The following is a 25,716-nucleotide window of genomic DNA, read 5'->3' as shown; positions in this document are numbered from 1 at the left end:
GGCGGACGGATGCCATGATCGCTCCCCGGAGGGCCTGGGCTTAATCTCGGACGAGGCTCCCCCTTGCCTCGTGGCTTGCGGCGTCCCGGGACTGTATTATCGGGTCTCCGGCGGCCCTGTCCATGAGTCGCCGCTTTATGGGACCGATCCTTCACGATCAGCGAGGAATTCGATGCAGCAGCGACGTCCCAGATTCGGTGGCCCCTGGGCCCGGACCTTCGCGGCCCTTGCGTTGGCCTCGGTGTTCGTCCCGGCCTTCGCGGCCCATGCGTTCGAGGAGGGGGAGAAGCTCGAACTTCGCCTCCGCTCCCGGGTCGAGGCCGACGGCAAGTTCCGGCTGATCGAGACGCCCACCACGTGGGACTCGAAGGAGACCGCCATCATCGTCTGCGACATGTGGGACCTCCACCACTGCCTGAACGCGGTCCATCGCGAGACCGAGATGGCCCCGGTCATGGAGAAGGTCCTCCAGGCGTCCCGGGCCAAGGGCGTGACCATCATCCACTCCCCGAGCGAGTGCATGGCCGCCTACAAGGACCACCCCGCCCGCAAGCACGCGACCTCGACGCCTCGCTCGAAGAGCCTGCCCGCCGACATCGCCTCGTGGTGCAAGGTCATCCCCTCGGAAGAGAAGGGGACCTACCCGATCGACCAGTCCGACGGCGGCGAGGATGACGACCCGGAAGAGCACAAGAAATGGGCGGAGGAACTGGCCTCGAAGGGCCGGAACCCCCGGGCTCCCTGGAAGTCGCAGATCGACGTCCTGACGATCGCCGACCGGGATTACATCAGCGACAACGGCGAGGAAGTCTGGAGCATCCTCGAAGATCGCGGGATCAAGAACGTGATCCTGATGGGCGTGCATCTCAACATGTGCGTGCTCGGCCGCCCGTTCGGGCTCCGACAGTTGGCCAAGAACGGCAAGAACGTCGCCCTGATGCGGGACATGACCGACACCATGTACAACCCCAAGATGCCCCCCTTCGTCGACCATTTCGCGGGCACCGACCTGATGGTCGAGCACGTCGAGAAATATGTCGCCCCGACCCTCACCAGCGACCAGATCCTCGGCGGCAAGCCGTTCCGGTTCTCGACCGACGCCCGGCCCACCGTGGCCATGATCATCGCCGACGACGAGTACCGGACCGAGGCCACCCTGCCGGCCTTCGCCTCGAAGCACCTGATCCCGGAATACAAGGTCGACTACATCCTCTCCCCCGAAGGCCAACGCGACGAGCTGCCGGGCGTGGGCGTGCTGGCCGACGCCGATCTGATGCTGGTCAGCGCCCGGAGGCGGGTCCTGACCGAGGGGCAGCTCGCCGCGATCCGCAAATTCGTGGCCGAGGGCAAGCCGGTCGTCGGCATCCGGACCGCCAGCCACGCCTTCTCGATGAGGGGGAAGACCGAGGCCCCCTCGGGCCGCGACATGTGGCCCGACTTCGACCCCCAGATCCTCGGCGGGCACTACACCAACCACCACAAGGACGGGCCCAAGGTCGCCGTGGCCCCGGCCTCCGAGGCCACTCATCCGATCCTCGAAGGAGTGGAGGTTTCCGATCTGATCGGCAACGGCTCGCTCTACATGGTCAGCCCTCTGGCGAAGACGACCACGCCGCTCCTGATCGGTTCGATCCCCGACCAGGCCCCCGAGCCGATCGCCTGGGTCAACACCCCGAGCGCCGGCAACCACGTGTTCTATACCTCGCTCGGCCAGATGGACGACTTCGCCGAGCCAGCCTTCAACCGGCTCCTGAAGAACGCCATCGACTGGGCCGTCGGTTGCCCGGACTCGAAGTAATCCTCATCCGATGGACGGGGGCCTGGGCGTGAATTCCCCGGCCCGATGCCTCCGGGCTTGTTCGACGTAATGCCGCCAGGCGTGGTCGATCCGGCCCCTCATCGCATCGTCGACCTCGCGAATCACCCGACCCGGCAGGCCCATCACCAGCGATCCGGGCGGGACCTGCAACCCTTCGGGCAGGACCGCCCCGGCTCCCACGACCGACCCCCGGCCGACCCGGACCCCGTTCAGCAAGGTCGCCCCCATCCCGATCAGGCAGCCCTCTTCCACGACGCAGCCGTGGAGGATCGCCCGGTGTCCGACCGTCACCCGAGGGCCGATCACGCAGGGGAATCCGGGGTCGGCATGCAACATCGACAGGTCTTGAATATTCGAGTCGTCGCCGACCACGACCCGCTCGGCATCCCCCCGGATCACCGCGTTATACCAGACGCTCGCCTCCCGCCCGAGGAGGACGTCCCCCAGGACGATGGCACCCGGGGCGATGAAGGATCGGTTCGGGTCTTCGGCCGTCAACGTCGGTCTCCTCGGGGATCAGGGCATCGGCGGGTCGGGGGCGACGGGCTTCATCGGGGTCCGGGCCGCATCGACATACTTCAGCATCATCTTCCAATGCCACTGGTCGCGTGCCAGCTGGCGGTCGGTGATCGGCTGGTGGTTCCGATCTATCGAAATGTATTTGCTGTTCGGGTAAGCCCCGTGAATTCCCTGGATTTGCGACTCGTGCCAGTTGGCCCGTTCGAGCAATCTCGCCCGGCGTCGGTCGGGTTCGGTGGCCAGGATCAGGGCGATGGGCAAGACCACCGCCCCGACCAGGGCGATCCGGACGGTCCACGGAAATCGCCGGAGCGATCCGAATCTCCGATCAATCGTCGTGAATCTCCACGTCATGCTTCTTGGCGGCCTTCTTGATCCGGCGCTTGATCGCCTCGACCTCATCCTTCTCGTACTTCGCGGCGTTGTCGGCGTGGTTGATATAGCTCCAGGCGGCCCGGACGTGCTCGGGGGTGTCGACCGGGTACTTCTTGTTCACGGGGTCGGCGAACTCGACGTCGCCGTACTCATGCTCGCCCCGTTCGGGGTTCACGTCTTCACGACGGTGGATCTTCTGCGTCATGGGAGCCTCCCGTTCCGGATTGCGGTAAGTGCGACTCGCCATGACACATTAGCAACCGCCATGCCTTACGGGGGGTTATTTCACCTCCACTTGCTTGGTGATCGTCCCGCCCTTCTGCGAGGCATGCTTGAGCGTGGCCGTGCCCTTCCCCCGGACGTACCAGCGGACCCGGACCGAATCGTGACCGGAGACCCCGGCGTTGAGTTTGAGGTGGGCCGGGTCTCGCTCAACGGCGTCGATCTCGCCCGAATATTCGTTGACCAGTCGCCCCCCGGCCACGACGGTCAGGCCGTTCCCTTCGAGGCTCAGGATGTCGGGCACGCCGATGTTGTGGTTGGCGGCCTGCTGGGCGATGCTCGGGATCGATCGGGTGTTTTCGACCGTCGCGGTGAGGGTGAAGAGGTCGTTCACGACCGGCTTGACCTCGACCTCGCCGAACTCCAGGCGGGGCATCTGGTCGGCGTGGTAGAGGACGAACGCGGCGTTCCGGTGGCAAAGCTCCTCGATCATGAAGGTCGGCGGGACGCGCTGCGATTCCTTGACGAATCCGCCGATCTCGATATCTCCATAGAGCGGGTGCTTGGCCGGCTTCCACTCGCGGAAGCTCGCGCCGAAGAGGAGCTTGTCGTTGGCGAAGAGCTGGTCCTCCTGGCCGTCCTGTCCGACGGCTCGGGCGAGGGTCTGGCCGGGCGTGGCCCCCGGGGGGGCGGGGGCGCCGAGCATCTGATCGGTGTTCCACAGCTCGTTGGTGAACGAGAAGATGCCGATATGTTCGTAGGTCCAGCCGATGAACCCGCCGTGGACCGAATAGAGATCCTTGTGGATGACGAAGTTCCGATAGAACGGGAGCATCTTCGCCCCGTTCGCGCCGATCTCTTCGGCGACCCGATCGTCTCCCGAGGGGTAATTGGCCTGGCGAGAGGGGTGGCCCGGCCCCCGGAGGATCATCCCGGCGGCGTTGTGGAACGCCTGGACGCCCGCGATGTTGGGGTGGGCCAGGATGAAGTCGGCCGTCGCCCGGGTCTCGGGCCACGACAGGGGGAAGTCCCCCGCGCCTCGCTGGAGGTGGTCGGGCTGCCAGTCGGCGGGCCAGTTCCGGTTCATATCGTAGCCGCCGGGCGCATCCTCGTTCACCTGCCCGTCGCCGTCGTTGTCGATCCCCTCGTTCCCGAGGAGTTCGTAGTCTCCCTTCTCGCCGGGCTTGACCGGGACCAGCAGCCGGGGGTCGTCGGGCGAGAGTTTGAAGCGGCCGTCGGCGACCTTCTTCCGCATCAGGGTGATCTGGCCGTCGCCGTCGATGTCGTCGTACCCATCCTCGTCGAACAGTCCGTCGCGGTCGTCGTCGACGGGGGACTTGCCGCTTCGCGAGCTGTTGGTGGTGTTCGGGCCGGTGAACCACCAGGCCCGGCCATCGGGGTTGACGGTCGGCACGATGTAGAAGGCCCGCTCATCCACGAGCTTGGTGATCTTCTCGACCCGCCCGTAATTCTCGGTCAGGTACCAGATCGTGTAGAGGCAGGCCTCGGCCGCCTGGACCTCGTTGCCGTGGATGTTGCCGTCGACATACATGGCCGGCTTGTCGAGATCCTTGCCGGTCTTCGGGTTGTTGACGGTCACGCACCAGAGTTCGCGCCCTTCGACGCTCTTGCCCACGCTGGATAGGCTAAGCAGGTCGGGATGGGCCGCGACCAGCTTCCGGAGCGCGGCTTCCAGCTCGGGGTAGTCGTAGAGCCGGTTGAAGGCGAGGTCGACCTTGGGCCTGGGATAGAGGGGGTCGGCGGCGTCCGACCGGCTTGCCGGGGCAAGGCTCATCGAGAGGGCCAGGACGAGGAGACCGGCAAGCACTCGGGTCATGGTCGAGGATCCCTGGGGTCGGTTCGAGTTCGGTCGAGTCACGGGAGGTTGACCTCCTGCCGGGCCGAACCCGCCCTGGGGCAGGTGGCTTCGAGGGTGATCGACTTCATTCCCACGGGGGCGAGGATCAGCCAGCGGACTTCGCGGAGTCCGCCCGAACCTCCGAGCGTGTCGACCTGGGTCAGCGCCCGGCCCGAGAGGAGTTTCGCATCTCCCAGGGTGAGCTTGACCAGCACGGGCGGGGCCTTGCGGGTGGTCAAGCCCTGGGCGAGGGCGGTCGGCAAGATCCCGGTGTTCTCGATCGTGGCCTTGATCTCGAAGACTCCGCCCCCCTTGGCCTCGGCCTTGGCCTCCGCGAAGGCGAGAATCGGCAATCGCCCGGCGAGGTCCTTGAGGAAGGCGAGGTGCGTCTCGACGATCGCGCCGACCTGCTCGATCGGCGGGTTGAGCCGGACGCCTGGCTTCCAGCCGCCGACCTCGACCGCGCCGAGGGTCGGGTGCTCGAACGGGTGGAACGGGACGAAGGCCGAACCGTTCATGACCTTGTCATTCCAGTCGAACCAGCGGGCATCCCCCTCGCCGGTCGGGCTCGTGCCGCCGGGCTGCCCTTCGGGCCGGGGCCAGAGCCGGGAGGCGAGGCCGATCACTCCGAACTGGTGGTAGGCCCACTCGCTCAGGGCTCCGTCGGTGGTCGCTTCGAGGCCCGGCGTCGGGGCCGAGGAGGGGCTGGGGGCGGCTCCGCCTCGTCGAGGGCCTCCGCGGCCGCCCCTGGTCTGGGCCTTGGCTTGAGGGGCCTCGGCGGGCGGGGCTGGCTTCTCGTCCTTCTTGGTCGCCTCTTCCTTCTCCTTCGCGGCTTTCTCGGCTTCCTTGGCCTTTGCGGCGTCGGCTGCCTCGGCCTTCCGGGTGTTGGCGACCCCGAACAGTCGGATCAATTCAGTCATGATCGGGGTGTCGGGACCGGCGTAACCCTTGGCTTCCCCCTTCAGATTGTCGTTGAGGCCGAACGACCAGACGGCGGCGATCTCGGGGTGGGCGAAGGCGAACCGGATCAGAGCGTTGACCTCGGGCTCGATGGCGGGGGCGACGCCGGTCTCGGGCTGGAACTCGGACCAGTTGTGGGGCCAGTTTCGGTTCAGGTTGGTGCCTCCGGGCGGGTCCTCGTCGATCGCGCCGTCGGAGTCGTCGTCCAGCCCTTCCGAGGTCTCGGAGTAGACCGGATATTCCCCCTTGGCGGGGTCGGCCTTGCGGAGGATCCGGGGGTCCTTGGCGTCGGGGATGAGCGTGGCCTTGGCGTCCTTGACTCGCATGCTCAGGGCCAGGCCGTCGCCGTCGAGGTCGTTGGGACCATCCTCGCCGGACTTCCCGTCGCGGTCGCGGTCGAGGCTCGTGAGGTTGGTCCGGAAGTCGAATCGTGGCGACCCCTTGAGCATCCGCTCGGCCCCATCCGGGTTGAGCCGGGGGACGATGTAAAGGGTCCGGCCTTCCAGGGATTTCTCATCCCCGCTCGCCAGCCGCTCGATCAGCCCGAGCGCGACCTGCGATCCGACCAGATGGTCGGCCTCCAGGTTGGCCACGACCAGGACCGAGGGCTTCGGCGGGGCACCCTTCGAGGCCGGGCCGATCGTGACCATCCAGACGTCTCGCCCCTCCTTGGACTTGGCCAGTGAGTTCAGACCGACGACATCCGGGTGAGCTTCGGCGACCATTCGGAGCGCGTCGGATAGGGCGGAGTGGTCGAGATAGCCCCCCGGGAAGGGGGTGAGGGCGGCGGCCTCGGGTTTCTTCTCGGGGTCCTGGGCCCCGACGATCGAGGCGCCCACGACGCCCGAGGCGACGATCAGGAGTAGGACGAACGGACCCTTCATGCGCAACTCATGATCCGGAGGAGAAAAAATACCTGCCACGGGCCATCCCGCGCCGGGTTTGGGCTCCCTCCGGTATATCCGACCAGACTTCCCAAGGCGAGGACCCCGGGCAGGCTGGCCCGACCGGACGGATCTTCCGGTGGCTTTGTTTCGATCGAGAAATGGGTTTGTTCTCTCGGTCGCCCTGATGGTCGGAGATTGGCGATTTTCGTTTGTAAAGTTCTTGGGCTCTTTCGTTTGTGGTTCGTCCGCTGGGGGTACCCAGGTCTTCCGATTCGGGTGAAGTGGCTTTGTTCGGTGGCGAATAATGGCTTTGTTCGGTCAAGAGTCATGGCTTTGTTTCGCCAGGCCAGATACCGGGAGCCACTGGGTCGACCGACCCCCGAAGGCGGACGCGGGACGACATCACCGAAACCATCGAGGATCGCGGGGTTTCGGGACCACACTTCTTGAAAATGGCGGGATGAAACCTCGGGAGGGCTCGCCGGTTCACGCGAGGATTTCGGGGATGACATGCCCGTGGACGTCGGTCAGGCGGCGGTCGATCCCGTCGTGGCGGACGGTCAGCCTGGTGTGGTCGATCCCGAGGAGGTGCAGGATCGTGGCGTGGACGTCGTAGACCTGGGTGGGGTGGTCGCGGTCGAGAGGCTTGTAGCCGAACTCGTCGCTGGGGCCGAAGCTGGTCCCGCCCTTGATCCCTCCCCCGGCCAGCCAGTTGGTGAAGACGTAGGGGTTGTGGTCCCGCCCTTTGCCCCCCTGCGAGGAGGGCATCCGGCCGAACTCGGTGGTCCAGAGGACGATGGTGTCGTCGAGCATCCCGCGCTGCTTCAGGTCCTTGATGAGGGCCGAGGCCCCTCGGGCCATCCCCCGGGCCAGCGGCCCGTGGTCCTGCTCGACGTTCTCGTGGGAGTCCCAGTTCCGCCGTGGGAAGCCGTTGTCGTTACCCGACCAGACCTGGACGAAGCGGACCCCACGCTCCAGCAACCGGCGGGCGACCAGGCACTTCCGGCCGAAGGCGTCGATCTCCTCGACCGCATTGATCTTGCTATCGAACGACGATTGCCCGTGGTCCAGGCCGTAGAGCTTGAGGATGTGGGCGGGCTCGTTGGCCAGGTCCAGCGCCTCGGGCGCGGCCAACTGCATCCGGGCGGCCAGCTCGTAACTCTTGATCCGGGCTTCGAGCCGGGCATCGCCCGATCGGTGCTCGGCGTGCTGGCGGTTGAGCCGGCCCATCAGGGCCAGCCCCGCCGCGTCGGCCTCCGGTGTGACATAGCCACCCCCGGGGGCGTGGAGGTGGGCGACGGGCTCGTCGGAGCCGGGAAAGACCACGGTCCCCTGGTGCTGGGCGGGCAGGAAGGCCGAGTCCCAGTTCTTGGGCCCGTTCGAGGCGAACCCCCGGTGGTCGGGCAAGACGACGAAGGTCGGCAGGTTCTCATTCATGCTCCCCAGGCCGTAGCTGACCCAGGCCCCCGCCCCGGGGAAGCCGGGAGTCTGGAACCCGGTGGCCTGCAAGAGCGTGGCCGAGCTATGCACGCCCGTCTTGCCCACCATGTTGTGGATGAACGCGATGTCGTCGACGCACTCGCCGAGGTCGGCCACAACCTCGCCCAGCATCTTGCCCGACTGGCCATGAGGCGAGAAATCCCAGACCGGCCGGAGCCAGGGGCCGAGACCGTCCTGGAACGCCTCGACCGGCTCGCCGAAGTCGGACTTCTGGCCGTGACGCCTGATCAGCTCGGGCTTGTAATCAAATAAGTCGATGTGGCTCGCCGCCCCGGCCATGAAGAGCTGGACGACCCGCTTGGCCCTGGGGGGATGATGGAGCACGCCTCCTTTGGCCGGTTCGCCCGCCAGGAGGCTCGCCAGCGCGATCCCGCCCAGTCCCCCGCCTGACCTCCAGAGGAACTCGCGGCGCGAGGTCGGGCCGAGGAGACTCGGAGTCCGGTGGTAGGGGGAGTTGTTCCGGGCCATCGCGCGTCCCTCTGGATCAATCCACGAAGACGAACTCGTTGAGGTTGAAGATCAGGCGGCAGGCGTTGGCCAGGCCGAACCGCCCGGCGTGATCGGCCAGGATCTGACGTTCCTCGTCCGAGGGGGATCGGCCCAGGGCCAGGAGGACAGCCCGGTCGATCTTCGATCCGAGGTCGCCCGGCTCCTGGTCCAATCGCTCGGCCAGGTGGGCGGCCATCGACACCATCAGGCGATCATTGAGCAATGCCAACGCCTGGAGCGCGGTGGTGCTCTCGTTCCGCTTGTCGACGCCGCTCGAAGGGTCGGCGCAGTCGAGCGCGGTCAGGAACGGCTGGGGCTGCGACCGGACGATGAACCGGTAGATCGATCGTCGATGAGTCTTCGGGTCCTCGGGGTCGGCCAGGCGATATTCGTAGTGGGGCGAGTGCTCGGGGCGCTCGACCACGAAGTCCTGGAAGCCCGGCCCGCCGGGGGTCCGGTCGAGATGTCCCGCAACCATCAGGACCGAGTCGCGGATCTCCTCAGCCTCCAGCCGCCGACGGTTCATCCGCCAGAGGTAGGTGTTGTCGCCGTCGATCGTCGCCTTGTTGTCATCCACGGCGGATGACTGGCGGTAGGTCGAACTCAGGACGATCATCCGGTGGAGTTGCTTGAGCGACTGCCCGCCGTCGCGGAACTCGGCCGCGAGCCAGTCGAGCAACTCGGGATGCGAAGGGGTCCGGCCCATCCGGCCGAAGTCGCTGGGGGATTCGACCAGCCCTCGGCCGAAGTGGTACATCCAGACCCGGTTGACGATCGACCGCCAGGTCAAGGGATGTCGGGGGTCGGTGAGCCATCGGGCCAGGGCGGCCCGGCGATCCCCTTCGGGAGCATCCGGCGGGAGTCCGAAGCGGTCGGGGACGCCTTCCAGGACCGGGGGCACGCCGGGTTCGGCGATCGCGCCGGGCATGGTGACCTCGCCCCGCTTCAGGACGTGGATCACCCGAGGTTTGCCGCCGTCGGGGCCGGTCCCTCGAAAGGCCCCCGTGCCGCTGTGGATCGTCCCGGAGTAGACCCGATGGGGCTCGGGCAGCCTGGCAAGCTCCTTGTCGATCTCGGAGACCTCTCGCCTGATCCGATCGGCCTTGTCCCGGACGTGGGGGTCGCAGAGGGCCTCGCGGAACAGGATGGTCCGGCGGCCTTGCAAGACGGCCAGTTCCACGTTGGTAGTCGGATACAGGCCATCCACCAGGTTCGCCGAGGACCAGCGAGGGGGTGCCTCGATCGTGTCCAGGGCCGAGACCCTGGCCTCCCGGGCGAGGTTCACACCGGCCTCATTGAAGACCTCAACCTCGGCCAGGGCGAAGTTATAGTCGTTTTGCCGGGCCTTGAGCTGAGTCGCCGTGATCCGGACATATCGGGCCGACTTGCCGAAGTCGAAGGGGACCGGGTTGAGCCAGGGGTTGGGAAAGTCCTCGATGGTCCGGTCGGCGACCATGGAGGCGGTCCGGAAGTCGGGGTCGTCCGACGCCTCGACCTTGAACCGGACCGGGAAGCCGAAGCCGGGGCCGATCCCGTTGAAGTCGTCGTCGGGCGCGTGCAGGACGATCCGGGCGATCTCGACGGGCTTCCCCAGGTCAACCTGGACCCACCTGGCCGCATCGGGCGTGGGGGAGATGTTGCTGTGGTAGCCGAAGCTGGGTGATTTCTCGAGCCCATCCTTCCGGGTCAGGGCTTCGATTTGCCGATCGATCTCGGCCAGGGGTTCGCCGGCCTTCTTTCTCGCGAGACTGGCCAGGCTATTGGAGACCGGATCGAGTGCGGCCCGGCGAGCGGTCAACTCCGATCGGCGAATTGCCACGGCGGGGTCGGGGTCGTAGGTCCGGTCGGCCTTGTCGAGCGCGGCGAAGACGGCCTGGAGGCTGTAGTAATCCTCCTGCGAGACCGGGTCGAACTTGTGGTCGTGGCAGCGGGCGCACTGGACGGTCAGGCTGGCGAAGGTGTTCAGGGTGTTGGAGACCATGTCGTCGCGGTCGAGGAGCCGGGCGATCTGGCCGTCGATCTTGGTCTCGGGGACCTCGGCCTGACCGATGAAGTCCCAGGGTCCGGCGGAGATGAACCCGAGCGCCTCCAGGCCGTCGCGGGTCCCCGGGTAAAGGACGTTGCCGGCCACCTGCTCGCGGACGAATTGCCCGTAGGGCTTGTCTTCGTTGAAGGCCCGGATCACGTAATCGCGATAGGGCCAGGCGTTGGGCCGGGGCTTGTCCTTGTCGTATCCGTGGGTGTCGCCATAACGCGCGACATCCAGCCAGTGCCGCCCCCAGCGCTCGCCCAGGTGGGGGCTGGCCAGGAGCCGGTCGACCACCTTCTCGTAGGCGTCCGGCGCGGGGTCATCCAGGAAGGACTGGATCTCCTCCGGGGTCGGCGGGAGCCCGATCAAATCGAAGGTGACCCGGCGGATCAGGGTCCGGCGGTCGGCCTCGGGGGAGGGGGTCAGACCTTGCGGACTCAGCTTCTCCAGGACGAATGCGTCGATGGGCGTCCTCGCCCATCCTCCGCCCTCGGGGACGGGGGGGCGGGCGATCGGACGGAGCGACCACCAGGTCTCGGCAAGCGCATCCTTGGGGGCGTCTCGGGGGTCGGGAGCCCCCAGTTCGATCCAGCGCCGGAAGTCGGCGACGACGGACTCGGGGAGTTTGGTCTTGGGTGGCATCGGCTCGATGTCCCCGGTCCTCGCGATGGCCTCCAGCAGCAGGCTCTCGCCGGGACTGTTGGGGACGACGGCCGGCCCGGAGTGGCCCCCCTTCCGGGAGGCATCCCGGCTGTCGAGGCGGAGGCCGCCCTTGGGCTTGCGGACCAGGGCCGAGTGGCATCGGTCGCAATGTTCGGTCAGGACCGGGCGAATCTTCGACTCGAAAAGGGCCAGGCCCTCGGAATCATCCGCCTGCACCGTTGCAATCATGACGACTGGCAGGACTAGCGACCATCGGCAGATTGGGCCGACGAGAGATTTCGGATTGGGCCTCATCTTTGCTCTCCGAGGGGTCGACTCCGGGTCGATCATAACGTCTGGCGACCTCACCGGCATCCTGCGTCCGGGAAACCTCGCCGATCGATCCACCTTTCCTTTTCTGGGAATCCGATTAGGATCGCGGCCTCTGGCTCCCCCTCGCGGGGTCTGGACGACCGATCCGATCTTCAACCACGGAGCGCCAACGGTCATGGAAGCCAAGGCCCCGAAGCCCCCACGCGCCCGGAAACGCCACCGACTGTTGAAGGCGTTTGCAATACTGACTCTCCTGATCATTGCCCTGCTGGCCGGACTCCCCTCGCTCCTGAGCACGGCCCCGGCCCGTCACCTGATCCTCGGCAAGGTGAACCAGAGGCTGGCCCCGGGTTCGGCCTCGCTGAACGGGCTGTCGATCTCCTGGACTCGCCCGATCGAGTTGTTGGGACTGTCTTTGCGCGATCCCAAGGGTAAGGTTGTGGTCGCCGCCCGGACCATCCGGCTCGATCGGGGGGTCCTCGGGCTCCTGAGGTCGCGCACGGACTACGGGACCGTGACCGTCGAGGGGGCAACCGTCGACATCGAACGTCGGGCGGACGGGTCGATCGACCTGCTGGAGGCCCTGGCCCCGACGCTGAAGTCGGACGATCCTTCGCGACCTTCCCGCCCGAGCCCGTCGGTCGCGGTCGTCGTCAAGGGGGGTAAGCTCAAGCTGGCCAGCCCCGAGCTGGTCGAGCCGATCGAGGCCGCTTCCGTCGAGGGAACTTTGCGGATCGCCCCGGGGAAGCCCCTGGAAGTGGCCGCCAACCTGGGCGGCGAGGGGCGGTCGATGGAGCTGCACGCCACCTTCGACCACCAGGCCCCGGCCGGAACCTCGGCCGACCTCTCCCTGAAAGCGGTGGGCAAAAACTGGCCGATCCACGTCCGCGAGGGTGGGGTCGAGATCCTCGGGCGGATCGAGGGGGCGGTGGAAGCCGGGCGAAAGGGGGGAGAGTGGGCTGTCCAGGGGGAGCCGGCCTTGCTGGCCTTCGAGGTGTTCGGCCCGGCCCTGGAAGGCGATCGCCTGGCCCTGGACCGGCTGGCCCTGGCCTGTGACGTGGGACAGACCCAGGGCGGGTGGTCGGTCCGCAAGCTGGACATCATCAGCGCCGTCGCCTCGCTCTCGGCCAGCGGCTCCTGGCCGACCACCGGCGGGGCCAAGCTCCACGGTCGGGTCGACCTGGCCGCCCTGGCCAAGTTGATGCCCCACGCGATGCGGCTCAAGGAAGGCCTGACCCTCGACAAGGGGACGGCCACGATCGATGCCGAACTGACCCAATCCAACGGCTCCGAGTGGGTCGAGATCTCGGCGAATCTGGTCGACCTGGCTGCCACCCAGGGTGGCAAGCCGCTGGCACTCCGAGAACCGGTCCAACTGTTGGCCTCGTCGAGCCGAGTGGGCGGCAAGATCACCATCGAGAAGGTCGAGCTGAAGGCGGCGGGGGTGGCCCTGACGGCCCGCGGCGACCTCGACGCGGGCGTCAAGCTCCAGGGGACGGTCGACCTCGCCTTGCTCGATGCCCAGGCCCGCGACCTCCTCGACCTGGGCGACCTGGCCTTCTCGGGCCGGGCCCGGGTGGGGGCCGACTATCGGAGGGGCGGTGACTCCTTCCAGGCGCGGATTGCCGCCGAGGTCCAGGATCTGAAGGTCAGAGGGCTGACCGCCGAGCCGATCCTCCGCGATCTCGTCCGACTCGACGGATCGGCCTCGGGTCCCCGGTTGCATGATGGCATGCCCGCCGGTTGGGCCGAGGCGAAGCTCGATCTCAAGTCGGGCGACCAGAAGTTGAATCTGGTCGCGACCCACCAGGGCGACGACCTTTCCTTGCTGGCCTCGGGCGGGCTCGACGTGACGTCGCCGACCCCCGGGCGTGCCGAGGCGAAAGCCTCGGTGGTCCTCAAGGGGCGGGTCTTCGAAGTCCAGGAGCTTCGGGCCGGGATCGTGCCCTCGTTGCCGGAGGCGGCCTCGGGGTCGGTGGCCCTGGCGGTCCGGGGTCGGCTCGACCTGGCTTCCGGCGAGGGGCACTTCACGCCGCTCCCCGGCGCACCGATCGGGGCGGTCGGGCTGATGGGCGAGGGCTTGAGGGTCACGGGCCTGGGCCAGTCCGGCCAGCCGCTCCGGATCGAGGCGTCGATGCAAGGCGACCTGGCCTCGACCGACCGCTTGCTGTCGGCCTGGTCGGGCACGCCGCCGAGGGGCCTGGGTGGGATCTGGGGCACTCAGTTCCGCCTCTCGAAGTCGCCCCAGGGTGAGATCCATTCCGATGGTCAGCTCGACGTGGCCGACATCACCGCGCCGGGCCTCCGCGGGCCGTTCCTTTTCGCCTGGAAGGGGGGATATGCCCCCGAGGCCGACCGGGTCGAGATCGTCGGCATCAACATGAACTGCGAGTACGGCAAGATGGGGATGGCGGGCAACCTTTACGAGGTCTCGGCCCGGAAGATCTACGACCTGACCGCGAGCTTCGAGCCCGACTGGAACACGATCGACCCGATCGTGATCGCGTCGCTGGAGCCGGGGGCTCGGCTTCGCGGGACCTTTCGCCCGATCCACTGGAAGGGCTACTACCAATCCGATTCGACCGACCAGTTGCTCAAGCAGCAGGTCACCGAGATCGCGCTGGACGTGACCGAGGCGAAGGCGTTCGGCGTGACGCTGGACCCGACGGCGGTGGTCCTCAAGATGAATGCCGGCAACGCGGTCTTCGACCCGGTCCACACCAAGGCCAATGGCGGCGAAGTGAACCTGGTGGGAAGCCTGGCGCTCGACCAGGCGTATGGGGTCTGGCTCCGGCTCCAGTCGGGGACCAAGGTCGACGGGGCCGAGATCAACGACGCGGTCTCGACCTCGGTCCTGGCCTACATCGCCCCGGTGCTGGCCCAGGCCACCCAGGTGAGCGGCAAGGTGTCGGTCGACATCAGTCAGGCCGTCATCCCGATCACGGCGGACGGGGCGGCGGCGATCCAGGGGCAGGTGGTCTTCCAGGACGCCCAGTTCCAGGCCGGTCCGCTCGGCTCCGAGATCGCCGGGCTGGTCGGCCAGCCCTCGCCCAGGCTGGTGCTCCACCAGCCGGTGCAGCTCCAGGTGGCCAATCGAAGAGTCCAGCAGAGCGGCCTGGAGATCCCGATCGTGGGAGACGCCAAGGTCGGGCTGGACGGCTCGGTGGGCTTCGACAAGTCCCTGGACCTCCAGGCCTCGGTCCCATTGAGCAGTCGGATGCTCGGGCTGGACGCCCGATTCGACAAATCCGTCAGCGGGACCAGGCTGGCGATCCCGATCCGGGGGACGATGTCCCACCCCGCCATCGACCGTCGAGGCCTGGCCGTCGCGATCCGAGAAGCGGCGAAGAAGGCCGTCGGAAACGGCCTGAAGGCCGAGGCCGCCGGGTTCCTGGACCGAGTCGCCGGCCCCAACCCCCTCGGAGGAGAGCCCAAGGGCAAGCCCGGCCGGATCAATCCGCTGGGCGAGCTGGAGAACCTGGGCCGAGGGCTCCTCGACCAGCGGAAACCTTGAGTGTCTTCCGATGTGGGTCGATCGGGCGCTCCTGGCTTCCTCCCCTCTTTTTCCGGAGACGGGGGCGAGGGGCGCCGATAGATTTATGATTCCCGATCATCTGATATTCTCGGATCGGTAAATATGAAATATGTATATATCAACTATTGAAATATTGCCAAACATAAAAGTGTATTGAGTTTCTCGACCAAACCGACGCTGGTCAGTTGAATCCCTGGGCTTATGTCCGATAAGCGGTCTTTATGATGCGTCTCGTCCGCTCCGTCGAGCGCACCGAATGGCGTTGAGACCTTTGCACCAAGGGTATGACATTTACACTAAAGTCACCGCAATAGGTTCGGCCGTTGGGTGAAGGTATGATAGGTGCTCGCCTCTAACCGGCCGATGGGCGTCGCTTGACCGCTCGACGACCCCAGACGGGTGGACTTGAGGGCCAGTCTCCTATAAGCGACCTGGAATTCGGCATTCGTCGCAGCTTCGGAACTCATGGCATGGCAGACCCCTTCGATACACAGGCAAACGGCTGGCTCGCCGCCGTCCTGAAGAGCATCGCCGATGGCGTCATCGCCACCGACGCCGATGCTCGGGTCGCGTTCATGAACCGGGTGGCCGAGCAGCTGACCGGCTGGACGCAGGCCGAGGCCCGGAGCAAGCCGGTCGCCGACGTGCTCCGGCTGGTCGATGAGAGGACCGGCCGACGCGAGGCATGGCCGGTGCGCGAGGCACTCGCCGCAGGCCGACCCGTCTCCATCCCCGAATCGACCGTGCTCCTCAGCCGGACCGGCCAACGCTTCAATTTGAATGACGTCGCCTCCCCGGTCTACGACGAGCGGGGCGAGCTTACCGGGGCCGTCATCGTCTTCCACGACGCCACCGAGCGGAGGCAGGCCGAGGACCGGTTCCGAGATATCGAGGGAGAGGCTCAAAGGCAGCTCAACGAATTGGTGGAGCAGTGCCCGTTCGGCATCTACATTATCGATGCCGACTTCCGCATCGCCATGATGAACCGGTGGTCGCAGGAGGGGGCGTTCGTCAATGTCCGACCGGTCATCGGGCGGCCGTTCGACGAGGCCATACGAATCCTCTGGTCCGAGCCGGTCGCGGTCGACATCATCCGAACGTTCCGCCACACGCTCGACAGCGGCGAGCCGTACACCTCGAAGGACTTCGTCAAGCCACGGGCCGATGAGGACCGGGTCGATGGATATGAGTGGGAGCTCCACCGCATCACTCTGCCCGACGGACGGCCGGGAGTCGTCTGCTACTACTTCGACGTGACCAGGCTCAGGGAGGCCGAGGCCGCCCTTCGCGAGAACGACCGGAGGAAGGACGAGTTCCTGGCCATGCTCGCCCACGAGCTGAGGAACCCGCTCTCGGCCATCGGAAACGCCGTGAACGTCACGAAGCGGAGCGGGCTCCAGGAGCACGTCGAGTGGTCGATGGAGGTCATCGACCGCCAGATGAGTCACCTGACGAGGCTCATCGAAGATTTGATGGACGTCTCTCGCATCAACCGGGGGAAGATTGAGCTTCGCCGGGACGTCATGGACGTGACCCCGATTCTCGACAGTGCGGCGGCGACGGTCAGGCCGCTCGCCGAAGAGCGGAAGCACACCTTAGAGGTTGCGATTGACCGCAAGAACCTCTGGGCAAACGTCGACCCGACCCGGCTTGAGCAGGTCGTGGTGAACCTCTTGAACAACGCGGCCAAGTACAGCGAGAACACGGGGCATGTCCTGCTCTCGGCCGAGACCCAAGGCGACGAACTGGTCATCGCCGTCCGGGACAACGGCGTCGGCATCCCCCCCGAGAAACTTCCTCAGATGTTCGAGCTCTTCGCCCAAGGGGACCGCTCCCTCGCACGTTCCGAGGGAGGCTTGGGTATCGGGCTCACGGTGGTCAAGAAGCTCGTGGAGATGCACGGCGGGAGCATCACGGCGGCGAGTAATGGACTCGGCAAAGGAAGCGAGTTCACGATTCGGCTCCCGGCGGCAAAGCGTCCGGTCGTCACACGACAGGAGGCGGCATCAGCGGAGGAAGGAAAGACCAAGAAGGCCCGTATCCTCGTGGTTGACGACAACGTGGACACCGCCCGGGGGATGGCGAGGCTCTTGAAGCTCCTCGGCCACGATGTCGCCGTGGCCCATTGTGGGCACGAGGCCATCGAGGTCGCCAGGGAGTATCGGCCGGAGTTCGTCCTCCTGGACATCGGCCTGCCGGGGATGGACGGCTATGAGGTGGCCTCGCGGATGCGGCAGGAAGAGCGCTGCCGACACGCCGTCATCGTCGCCGTGTCCGGCTACGGCCAGGACGAGGACCGACGCCGCTCGAAAGAGGCGGGCTTCGACCACCACCTTATCAAGCCGATCGATCACGATGCCTTGCGCTCGCTTCTCTCGGCCGACCGTAACGGCCAGGGATGAAACGCTCCGCAATTGATGCGGGTGACCTCCGAACTGCTCACCGCGACCGCCGGTTTTGCCGGAGATATTGCAGAGGATTGTATCCGAAGTGCCGCTGGTCGAGCGTGGCCCTTGCGAAGGGCCTTCCCGGCACTTCGGATACAATCCTCTGGATTATCTCCGGTTTCAGTTCACTGATCTGACTCGATGCACTTTTCGCGAAAGCAAGGTACAGCCGAGCAGTCGTGAGGTTCCAAGCAAGCACACCACCGCCGAGCGTATCGACCGAGTCGTCAGGAAGTCGGTCGAGCCGCGATGTGCCAGAGCACGCCACTTGGGTCTGAAAGATAGAGTACCCGTAGGCCCCACGGCTGAAGTGCCGGCGAGCTGGCCATGCCGAGCTTGTACTTGGACTGAAGCCCTAAATTCGTTATGCGTTCCCACCACGCATCCACGTCCTCGACGTTGAGGCTCATCATGCAGTTCTCTGCGTGCTCTTTCAGATATACATTCGTTAGAATGAATCGGTGATTCTCGATCTCTAGCTCGCAGGCATCGCCGCTGTCCCATACCTCATGAAATCCGAGATCTAGATAAAACTGCTTCGAAACGGCCAAGTCCTTGGCCGGCAGGAATACCTTGAGGTCGATAACTTTGGTGGAGGACATGACCGCTCCTTCGCGACAGAGCCTGACCATCGAACTAACGGCCAATGCTCGGCGAACCGGATCCGCCGGGAGAAGGCTCCGATTGTACTAGAAACCGAAGTCGGCGATGCGAGTCCGCTGCGTCATGCATTTGGGTGGGCCTCACTTCGATGAAGTCGATGTCGAACCAGTGAGTTTGTGCAGGATAAATTACTCCGGGTGGGCGGTGCCAAAAATTCTGGGCGAGATGACCCGTCTCGAACCCTCGATTCCTGCCAAGGGTCGATCATGAGTGCCCCGTTCGCCTCGAAATGCCGGGTGGTGCGGGTCATGGCGTATAGGTCATGACGATAGGAGGTCGCGGCGAGGAGCCCATGGGCAGCGGGAATGAAAACTCCGCTCTTCTGGGCTCGGGCGGTCATCTCGCCCCAGATTCGAGCGGTCTCGAGATCAACCGGAAGAATTCTATCGGTGAATTGAGTTTCCAGTCCGACGAGCCAGGTCGCGAGGACTTTCTTCTCCCGGCTCGTCGCTAGCAAGGCGATAACCCTTGGCCATCTCGCCAACGGTGACGGCCCCTTGAGCCCGACCGCCGTCCCGGCCATGATCGGGACCGTTTCGAGGCTTATGCGGGGATCCGGGGGAGGGCGAGCCATGTCGAGCATGGGTCGATGGATTGGGGTCGTAATCGGGCTGGCGGGAATTCTGGTGGCTTCGGCCAGGGGCGAGGATCGTCCGAATGTCGTCTTGATCGTCGCGGACGACCTGGGATGGGCCGACCTGGGCTGTTACGGGACCAAGTTCCACCGGACCCCGAACCTCGACAAGCTGGCGGCCGAGGGGCGACGGTTCACTCAGGCTTATGCGTCCTGCCCGGTCTGTTCTCCCACTCGCGCGGCCCTGATGACCGGCAAGAACCCGGCACGGCTCCGATTGACCGACTGGCTCCCGGGTCGGGCGGATCGGCCATCTCAGAAACTCCTCCGGCCCGAGTTGCCCCCGGGGCTCCCGCTGGAGGAGGTCACCCTGGCCGAGCGATTCAAGTCGGCGGGTTATGCCACCGGGATCATCGGTAAGTGGCACCTGGGCGGGGCGGGCTTCGAGCCGACCTCGCAGGGGTTCGACGAGAATGTCGCGGGGGACGCGAGCGGGAGCCCGCTCAGCTACATGGCCCCATTCCGCCGAAGGGACCGGACGATGCCGGGGCTGGAGGAGGCCCCTTATGGGCAATATCTGACCGATCGCCTGGGGATCGAGGCCGAACGATTCATCGAGTCTCACAAGGCGGCCCCGTTCTTCCTCTACCTGCCCCACTACGCGGTCCATATTCCGATGGTCGCGAAGGCCGAGACGATCGCGAAGTATCCGGCTTGGGACGGGACACCTCACGGCAAGCAGGAGAACCCGATCTACGCGGCGATGCTCGAAAGCCTGGACGACGCGGTGGGTCGGGTCGTCGGAGCATTGGAGCGTGCCGGGGTCTACAATCGGACGATCCTGATCTTCACCAGCGACAACGGGGGCCTGGCCACGCTGGAGGGTCGGGATACCCCGCCGACGAACAACTCGCCGATGCGCGAGGGGAAGGGCTGGCTTTACGAGGGGGGGATTCGGGTCCCCTTGATCTTCCGATGGCCGGGCCGGATCGCGCCGGGGACCGAGGCGACTCCCGCCTGGTCGACCGACCTCGTGGCGACGCTCGCCGGGCTCTGCGGGCTTCCTCCCGCCGAAGGGCCGGATGGCGTGAACCTGGCCGGCCTTTTGACCGAGGGGAAGCCGGTCGAGCCTCGTCCGTTCTACTGGCACTATCCCCACTACAGCAACCAGGGTGGGAAGCCGGGCGGGGCGATCGTCGATGGAGACTGGAAGCTGGTCGAATTCTTCGAGAATGGTCGGGTCGAGCTTTTCAACCTGGCCCGAGACGTCCGAGAGTCGAACAACCTGGCCGAGAAGGAGCCGGAGAAGGCCCGAGAGCTGGCCTCGAAGCTGGCAAGCTGGCGGGAGTCGGTCGGGGCCGAGATGCCCTCGACCAACCCGGACTATCGGCCGAACCTCCAGGCGGCCGACGGCTCGATCACCCTGCCGGCGTCGACCGCCGAGGTCCACGGGGTGATGCTCCGGTTCGAGCCTCTCCCGCACAAGAACACGCTGGGCTATTGGGTCCGGCCCGACGACTGGGCCTCGTGGGAGTTCGAGGTCGAACGCCCGGGCTCGTTCGAAGTCGAGGCCCTGGTCGGCTGCGGGAATGGCAGCGGCGGGAGCGTGGTCGAATTCCGGATCGACGACCAGCCGCTCTCGCTGACCGTCCCGGTGACGGGGGGCTTCCAGGAGTTCCGGGAGCAGGAACTTGGGCGGGTCGCGATCGGCCAGCCCGGGCGGCATCGCCTCGAAGTCCGGGCGCGATCCAAGCCCGGCCCGGCGGTGATGGATCTTCGCCGGGTGAAGCTGGCCCCCGCCATCAAGGACGGCGACTGAGCCTTCTCCCCGATCCTCGATCTCTATCAAAGTGTCCTTGGTCGCAACAATCGCAAAGGTTTTATCATGAAGAATGGTTGCTTCTGGATGGTCGGGTTGCTCGGGATCATCGCCGGGGTTGGGCATGCCCAGGGCCCAAAGCCGATCACGCATGGGTTCCTCGCGACGGGCGGCGAGACCTACATCATGGACGATTCCGGGAGGGTCGTCTGGCGATATCCCCACGCCTCGCGCGACGGCTGGGTCCTGCCCGACGGCCACATCCTGCTCGCCCTGAACAAGAGCCAGACTTATCCGGGCGGTGCGGCCGTCGAGGTCGATCGCGAAGGGAAGATCGTCTTCGAGTTGAAGGGGACCCAGTCCGAGGTCAACACCGTGCAGCCCCTGGACGGGGGGCGCGTCCTGCTGACCGAGGCCGGGGACCATCCCCGGCTCCTGGAAGTGGACCGACGGGGCCGGCTCCTGGTCGAGGTCCCGTTGAAGGCGCAGACGAAAGATCACCACCTCCAGACCAGGATGGCCCGGAAGCTCGCCAACGGGCATTATTTGGTGCCGCAACTGCTGGACAAGGTGGTCCGCGAATACACGCCCGATGGGAAGGTGGTCTGGGAGGCGAAGACGCCCGACATGCCGTTCACGGCGATCCGCCTCCCGGGCGGCAACACGTTGGTCGGCTGCACGTGGGGTAATCTGGTCATCGAACTCAGCCCGACCGGTGAGGTCGTCTGGAAGGTCACCAACGACGACCTTCCCGGTCGACCCATCAGTGATGCATGCGGAGTCGAGCGGCTGCCCAACGGCAACACGGTGATCACAAGCTATAAGTCGAGCGGCGACGCCATCAAGCTGACCGAAGTGACCCGCGATAAGGAGGTGGTCTGGACTCACCGCGACCCGAAGCGTCCGGGGATCCACCACTTCCAGATCCTCGACGCGGACGGCAAGCCGGTCTCCGGAACCCCGCTCCGTTGAATTGAGCGGCGTCCCCAAGTCGGTGAATGGTCCTCGAATCCTGGTCGGGTCGATCGTCGGGTTCACTTCCGGCGATCATCTTTTGCTTACAAAATCAATCAATCGCGTGTATCGAGGAACGACGCGATCGCAAAGCCTGGGTCGTGCCCATGGGGGATCGGGATGTTGCCGGCAGGCATCGCGCCCGGGGTTGGGATGAATTGACGCTCCGCGAATTGACAGGATCGCAAAGGTGACACAGTCTTCTCTCAGAGGCCCAGCGACGCCCGGCCGCAACGGAGCGGGCGACGCGAGAGACCGGAGGCCGGCCCGAACGTGGCGATCGGGAGCCCGACTCCCGGGAGGGATTCCTCTCCGGGGCGGACACTCAACCTCGACGTTCGATGCCTCCGATGGAGCCTGGCGATATCCGATGGCAGCCTGCCGTGGGTGGCCCGGAGAAGCTGTCGCAGCCTTGGATTGGTCTTTTGTTACAACGGAGGGTTTTGATGGCTACTTTCTTGAAGCGATTGGTTGTTGGGGAAGAGGGCGCGACGATGGTCGAATATGCCCTGATGGTTGCCCTGATCGGCGCCGCGCTGGTCACGGTCGTCACGTCACTGGGTTCGGCCATCAGCGGCAAGTTCTCCTCGGTCTCGACCTCGATCACCGGCACCAGCTGATCCACCCGGACCGACTCCGCCATTCCCAGGTTGCTCGCCCTGATGCCCCGCGTCGTCGCCCCCGGTCCGAGCACTGACCGGGGCGACGGCCATCCTTCCTACCTCCCGGAGGTCTCCCTTGTCCAGGCATATCGGGGCCGTCCGGAGGTTCTGTTCCGACGAGTCCGCGGCCACTATGGCTGAATATGTGTTGATGGTCGCGCTCATCGGCCTGGCTTGCCTGACCGCCGTAGCATCCCTGGGTGAGGCGCTCCGGCCTCTTTTCCTGGGGGCTGTCGATGGGCTGAGCTGAAGCCCGGGTGGCTTCGGCGATCGCCCCTCAGAGAGAATCCCGGCGGTCCTGGTCGCCGCCCGAGGTATCGATGTCCTAGGGTTCTTCAAGAGAGCCTCACAAATCGCCGGCCGCGAAGGCCGATGCCCTGGCCCCGCTCTCAACGGCCCCGAAAGCCGTGGGGGATCGCGGCTGGGGCTTTTTTTGTTCGCCCGCTCGTGAGGCCGAGCTTCGATCGATCGTCTCGCGAGACCCGGTCGGCCTCCCGAATCATGAAATCGAGCTATGAGTTTGGCTGAGCCCGTTCGTTTCCGGCCTTTCGAGGAGCTGAATCGGTGTCGGATCGAGACCTCATCCCGCTCGCCGCGGTGTCGCTGGCCACGCTGATCGCGTCGGCGACCGATCTCTGGAAGTTCAAGGTCTATAACGCCCTGACGTTCCCGACCCTGGTTCTCGGCCTGGTCGTCTCGGCCTGGCTGGGCGGATGGGAGGGGTTTCTCGTCGGGTTGCTCGGCGCGGGCCTGGGGCTGGGCCTGCTGGTGGTCTTCTTCGCGATGGGCGGGGTCGGTGCCGGTGACGTCAAGCTCATGATGGCGGTGGGGGCCTGGCTCGGCCCCTACCTCACTTATCAGGTTTTCCTGGCCTCGGCGTTCGCTGCGGGCCTCTACGCGGTGATCCTGATCTGTTCCCGAGGCGGGCTGATGGCCCTGTTTGCCGAGATCTTCCTGCTTCGGTCGATGCTGGGCCGGAGAGGTCCGCTTGGCCGGACCCCGGCTTCGATCGAGGAGGAGGTCGGACGTCCCGATCGCCGTCGCCGGCTCGTGCCGTTCGCGGCGATGACCTGCCTCGGCTTCTTCGCGACGCTCACGTGGTGGGGTGGCGACCTGAAGGAGATCTGGCCCCCCTATGATCGTCCCCCGACGGTCGAGGCGGCTTTGAATTTGGGAATGGGAGGTGGCCGATGAATCCCCGGACACTCATCGTGGTGGCGCTGGCTGGGGTCTGCGGACTCTCGGCGATGTTCCTGGTCCAGGCGCTTCGCAAGCCCCAGGATCAGCCGGTGATACCCAAGGGGGGCGTGGTCTACGCGATCGCCGAGATCAAGCCGGGCGAGACGATTACCGCGGAAATGGTCGAACTCCGCCAGATGCCGCTCTCGGAAATCCCCGAGGACGCCATTCGCGAGGTCGAGAAGGCGGTCGACCGCGCCGCGATGGCGCAGTTGGACCCCGGGGACATGCTCCGCGACAAGAAGCTGGCCGATAAAGGGGCCGGACGCGGCCTGGCGGCGATGGTCCGGCCGGGGATGCGAGCCTTCACGATCCAGACGCCAAGCTTCTCCTCCTCGATGGCCGGCTTCCTCCTGCCGGGCAATCGCGTGGATGTGTTGCTGACGGTGAATTCCGACGGTGGAATGCAGGATGAAACCGGGGGGGGGGCCACCACGACCCTGCTGCAGAACGTCGAGATTCTCGCGGTCCACACCAGCGTCAGCACCCCGACGGCCAACAAGATGAATCCCGACGAGGCCCGTTCGGTCACTCTGCTGGTCACGCCCGACGAGGTCGAGCTGCTGGACCTGGGCCAGAACAAGGGTACGCTCCACCTCTCGCTCCGCAACCTCAAGGAGCCGATGGGCGAGAAGTCCAAGCCGGTGACGATGGCCGATCTCCAGATCCCCCGGCTCAAGCCCGACCGGGCTCGAGGCCGCGATGACGTCGAGAAGCCGGTACCCCCCCCGCCGGTCCCGCTGCCCCCGCCGCCCCCGGCCTTCGAGGAATTCAAGCTGACGATCCGGACACTTCGAGGGACGGCCGCCGGTGCCGACGTCCTCACGGTCGTCGTTCCTACCGCACCCGGGCGGGCATCCACGCCCGCCCAGAGCGTCGCCGCGAGCCCGACGAGCGGCAACTTGGTCAGCCCGTAATCCTTACTCTGGTCAACGGAGGATAAAGTCGCGAGAATTGTTCCCGGGATCGGCGAGGGGAACTGCGCAGCGCCGCGATGGAATGAACGCGAGGGAATGATGCCGGCTTTCATTGTCGCCGATCAGGGAGCCATAGCATCGAGAATCCGCGAAGTCCTAAAATTCGGCGGACAGGATGCCCCGGCTTCCAACATCCTGAGCACGGATCTTGCCGCGAGCCGTCTGGCGAGAGAGTCCTCGGTCGACCTTGTGGTCGTGGCCTTGTCCCCGGAGATCGAACCCGGGCTGGAGCTCTTGCCCAGCCTGTTCCGGATCGCTCCCGGCCGGATCCTGGCGGTGGGGCCGACCGCCGATACCCGGCTGGTGCTCCGGGCGCTCCGGGCCGGGGCCGCCGACTACGTCGACGCGGCCGAGCTCGAAGTCGAGCTCGAGGCCGCCATCCGGCGGATCGGCGAGGCGTCGCGGACCCCCTCCGAGCCGGGCCGGTTGATCGCCGTCCTCTCCCCCAACGGCGGGAGTGGGGCCAGCACCCTGGCGGCCAACCTGGCCGTCTGCCTGGCCAAGGAGCACAAGACGGCGGCCCTGGTCGACATGAAGCTGGAATCGGGGGACCTGGCCTCGCTCCTGGACCTCAAGCCGACCTACACCCTGGCCGACCTCTGCCAGAACCTCTCCCGGCTCGATCGGGATATGTTCGAGCGGTCGGTGGTCAAGCACGATTCGGGCGTGAGCCTGCTGGCCTCGCCGTTCCACATCTCCGACGTGGCGCGGATCAGGCCCGAGGGCGTGACCCAGGCGATCCTGCTGGCGCGGGGCGTCTTTCCTTTCGTCGTGGCCGACGTCTCCAGCACCTACCGCGAGGAACAACTGGTCGTCCTCCGCCAGGCCGACGTGATCCTCCTGATCTTCCGACTCGATTTCTGCTCGCTCCGGAATGTCCGGAGGACTTTGGAGTATCTGGGAGAGCAGGGCGTGGGTGTCGACAAGGTCCAGCTGGTCGTCGGCCGGAGCGGCCAAATACAGGAAGTTCCCTCGGCGAAGTCGCAGGAAGCACTCGGTAGGAAGATCGCCCACTACGTCCCGGAAGACGTCAAGACGGTCAACCGGGCCAACAATCACGGGGTCCCCGTGGTGATCGAGGCCCCTTCGGCCAAGGTTTCTCGTTCGATCTTCCAGATCGCGGCGAGCTTCAACGTCAGTCGCAAGACGTGAT

Annotated in this window: 18 protein-coding genes; 10 read left to right on the top strand and 8 right to left on the bottom strand. The window is 66.0% G+C overall.

Going from position 1 to position 25,716, the window contains the following annotated elements; translation table 11 throughout:
• Positions 1-172 precede the first annotated feature (172 nt).
• Positions 173-1,798 (top strand): ThuA domain-containing protein, encoded by a 1,626-nt coding sequence (locus P12x_RS12300; RefSeq protein ID WP_435011162.1) that lies wholly within the window; start codon positions 173-175, stop codon positions 1,796-1,798.
• 3 nt (positions 1,799-1,801) lie between these two features.
• Here P12x_RS12300 and P12x_RS12295 read toward each other — a convergent pair whose 3' ends face one another.
• The 7 genes from P12x_RS12295 to P12x_RS12265 all read right to left on the bottom strand — a co-directional run bounded on the left by P12x_RS12295 (position 1,802) and on the right by P12x_RS12265 (position 11,615).
• Positions 1,802-2,317, bottom strand: a complete 516-nt coding sequence (locus tag P12x_RS12295; RefSeq protein ID WP_435011161.1) for a gamma carbonic anhydrase family protein — start codon at positions 2,315-2,317, stop codon at positions 1,802-1,804.
• Between the two features lie 18 nt (positions 2,318-2,335).
• Positions 2,336-2,692, bottom strand: coding sequence for a hypothetical protein (locus P12x_RS12290; protein ID WP_435011160.1), 357 nt, complete (start codon positions 2,690-2,692; stop codon positions 2,336-2,338).
• The gene (locus P12x_RS12285; RefSeq protein WP_435011159.1) at positions 2,667-2,918 is read right to left on the bottom strand and encodes a DUF6582 domain-containing protein; all 252 of its coding nucleotides are present in this window, start codon (positions 2,916-2,918) and stop codon (positions 2,667-2,669) included. Before P12x_RS12285 ends, P12x_RS12290 begins: the two co-directional genes overlap by 26 nt.
• A gap of 75 nt (positions 2,919-2,993) precedes the next feature.
• On the bottom strand, positions 2,994-4,772 hold the full coding sequence (locus P12x_RS12280) for a M14 family metallopeptidase (protein WP_435011158.1): 1,779 nt from the start codon (positions 4,770-4,772) through the stop codon (positions 2,994-2,996).
• Positions 4,773-4,810: 38 nt separating this feature from the next.
• The gene (locus P12x_RS12275; protein ID WP_435011157.1) at positions 4,811-6,637 is read right to left on the bottom strand and encodes a M14 family metallopeptidase; all 1,827 of its coding nucleotides are present in this window, start codon (positions 6,635-6,637) and stop codon (positions 4,811-4,813) included.
• Positions 6,638-7,126: 489 nt separating this feature from the next.
• Positions 7,127-8,608, bottom strand: a complete 1,482-nt coding sequence (locus P12x_RS12270) for a DUF1501 domain-containing protein (protein ID WP_435011156.1) — start codon at positions 8,606-8,608, stop codon at positions 7,127-7,129.
• 16 nt (positions 8,609-8,624) lie between these two features.
• On the bottom strand, positions 8,625-11,615 hold the full coding sequence (locus P12x_RS12265) for a DUF1553 domain-containing protein (protein WP_435011155.1): 2,991 nt from the start codon (positions 11,613-11,615) through the stop codon (positions 8,625-8,627).
• A 193-nt stretch (positions 11,616-11,808) separates the two neighbouring features.
• On the opposite strand from P12x_RS12265, the gene P12x_RS12260 reads away from it, so the two are divergent.
• Both P12x_RS12260 and P12x_RS12255 read left to right on the top strand, forming a co-directional pair.
• On the top strand, positions 11,809-15,147 hold the full coding sequence (locus P12x_RS12260; protein ID WP_435011154.1) for a hypothetical protein: 3,339 nt from the start codon (positions 11,809-11,811) through the stop codon (positions 15,145-15,147).
• Positions 15,148-15,542: 395 nt separating this feature from the next.
• Positions 15,543-17,570 (top strand): ATP-binding protein, encoded by a 2,028-nt coding sequence (locus tag P12x_RS12255; protein ID WP_435011153.1) that lies wholly within the window; start codon positions 15,543-15,545, stop codon positions 17,568-17,570.
• Positions 17,571-17,842: 272 nt separating this feature from the next.
• On the opposite strand, the gene P12x_RS12250 is transcribed toward P12x_RS12255, so the two are convergent.
• Positions 17,843-18,217 carry a VOC family protein gene (locus P12x_RS12250; protein ID WP_435011152.1) on the bottom strand — a complete coding sequence of 125 codons (375 nt, stop codon included), beginning with the start codon at positions 18,215-18,217 and terminating at the stop codon, positions 17,843-17,845.
• Between the two features lie 633 nt (positions 18,218-18,850).
• On the opposite strand from P12x_RS12250, the gene P12x_RS12245 reads away from it, so the two are divergent.
• The 7 genes from P12x_RS12245 to P12x_RS12215 all read left to right on the top strand — a co-directional run bounded on the left by P12x_RS12245 (position 18,851) and on the right by P12x_RS12215 (position 25,715).
• Entirely contained in the window at positions 18,851-20,671 is a 1,821-nt protein-coding gene (locus tag P12x_RS12245; protein WP_435011151.1) for a sulfatase-like hydrolase/transferase, read from the top strand.
• A gap of 66 nt (positions 20,672-20,737) precedes the next feature.
• A complete protein-coding gene (locus P12x_RS12240; protein WP_435011150.1) occupies positions 20,738-21,643 on the top strand; it encodes a beta-propeller domain-containing protein in 906 nt (301 codons plus the stop codon).
• A gap of 488 nt (positions 21,644-22,131) precedes the next feature.
• Positions 22,132-22,305 (top strand): Flp family type IVb pilin, encoded by a 174-nt coding sequence (locus P12x_RS12235; protein ID WP_435011149.1) that lies wholly within the window; start codon positions 22,132-22,134, stop codon positions 22,303-22,305.
• 118 nt (positions 22,306-22,423) lie between these two features.
• A complete protein-coding gene (locus P12x_RS12230; RefSeq protein WP_435011148.1) occupies positions 22,424-22,597 on the top strand; it encodes a Flp family type IVb pilin in 174 nt (57 codons plus the stop codon).
• 314 nt (positions 22,598-22,911) lie between these two features.
• Positions 22,912-23,541, top strand: coding sequence for an A24 family peptidase (locus P12x_RS12225; RefSeq protein WP_435011147.1), 630 nt, complete (start codon positions 22,912-22,914; stop codon positions 23,539-23,541).
• Positions 23,538-24,503 carry a Flp pilus assembly protein CpaB gene (gene cpaB, locus P12x_RS12220; protein WP_435011146.1) on the top strand — a complete coding sequence of 322 codons (966 nt, stop codon included), beginning with the start codon at positions 23,538-23,540 and terminating at the stop codon, positions 24,501-24,503. The genes P12x_RS12225 and cpaB overlap by 4 nt, the downstream gene beginning before the upstream one ends.
• Positions 24,504-24,599: 96 nt before the next feature.
• Positions 24,600-25,715 carry an AAA family ATPase gene (locus P12x_RS12215; RefSeq protein ID WP_435011145.1) on the top strand — a complete coding sequence of 372 codons (1,116 nt, stop codon included), beginning with the start codon at positions 24,600-24,602 and terminating at the stop codon, positions 25,713-25,715.
• Position 25,716 lies beyond the last annotated feature (1 nt).

This window comes from Tundrisphaera lichenicola, from assembly GCF_051175385.1.
GTDB lineage: Bacteria > Planctomycetota > Planctomycetia > Isosphaerales > Isosphaeraceae > Tundrisphaera > Tundrisphaera lichenicola.
The sequence above is the reverse complement of the archived record's forward strand: the minus strand, read 5'-3'. Positions and strand labels throughout refer to the sequence as shown.

Bases quoted from the DNA above. Each gene is read 5' to 3' on its own strand.
- P12x_RS12300 (WP_435011162.1), top strand. From the start codon at position 173: ATGCAGCAGCGACGTCCCAGATTCGGTGGCCCCTGGGCCCGGACCTTC.
- P12x_RS12260 (WP_435011154.1), top strand. From the start codon at position 11,809: ATGGAAGCCAAGGCCCCGAAGCCCCCACGCGCCCGGAAACGCCACCGA.
- P12x_RS12235 (WP_435011149.1), top strand. From the start codon at position 22,132: ATGGCTACTTTCTTGAAGCGATTGGTTGTTGGGGAAGAGGGCGCGACG.
- P12x_RS12245 (WP_435011151.1), top strand. From the start codon at position 18,851: ATGTCGAGCATGGGTCGATGGATTGGGGTCGTAATCGGGCTGGCGGGA.
- P12x_RS12280 (WP_435011158.1), bottom strand. From the start codon at position 4,772: ATGACCCGAGTGCTTGCCGGTCTCCTCGTCCTGGCCCTCTCGATGAGC.
- P12x_RS12270 (WP_435011156.1), bottom strand. From the start codon at position 8,608: ATGGCCCGGAACAACTCCCCCTACCACCGGACTCCGAGTCTCCTCGGC.
- P12x_RS12240 (WP_435011150.1), top strand. From the start codon at position 20,738: ATGAAGAATGGTTGCTTCTGGATGGTCGGGTTGCTCGGGATCATCGCC.
- P12x_RS12275 (WP_435011157.1), bottom strand. From the start codon at position 6,637: ATGAAGGGTCCGTTCGTCCTACTCCTGATCGTCGCCTCGGGCGTCGTG.
- P12x_RS12265 (WP_435011155.1), bottom strand. From the start codon at position 11,615: ATGAGGCCCAATCCGAAATCTCTCGTCGGCCCAATCTGCCGATGGTCG.
- P12x_RS12250 (WP_435011152.1), bottom strand. From the start codon at position 18,217: ATGTCCTCCACCAAAGTTATCGACCTCAAGGTATTCCTGCCGGCCAAG.
- P12x_RS12290 (WP_435011160.1), bottom strand. From the start codon at position 2,692: ATGACGTGGAGATTCACGACGATTGATCGGAGATTCGGATCGCTCCGG.
- P12x_RS12215 (WP_435011145.1), top strand. From the start codon at position 24,600: ATGATGCCGGCTTTCATTGTCGCCGATCAGGGAGCCATAGCATCGAGA.
- cpaB (WP_435011146.1), top strand. From the start codon at position 23,538: ATGAATCCCCGGACACTCATCGTGGTGGCGCTGGCTGGGGTCTGCGGA.
- P12x_RS12285 (WP_435011159.1), bottom strand. From the start codon at position 2,918: ATGACGCAGAAGATCCACCGTCGTGAAGACGTGAACCCCGAACGGGGC.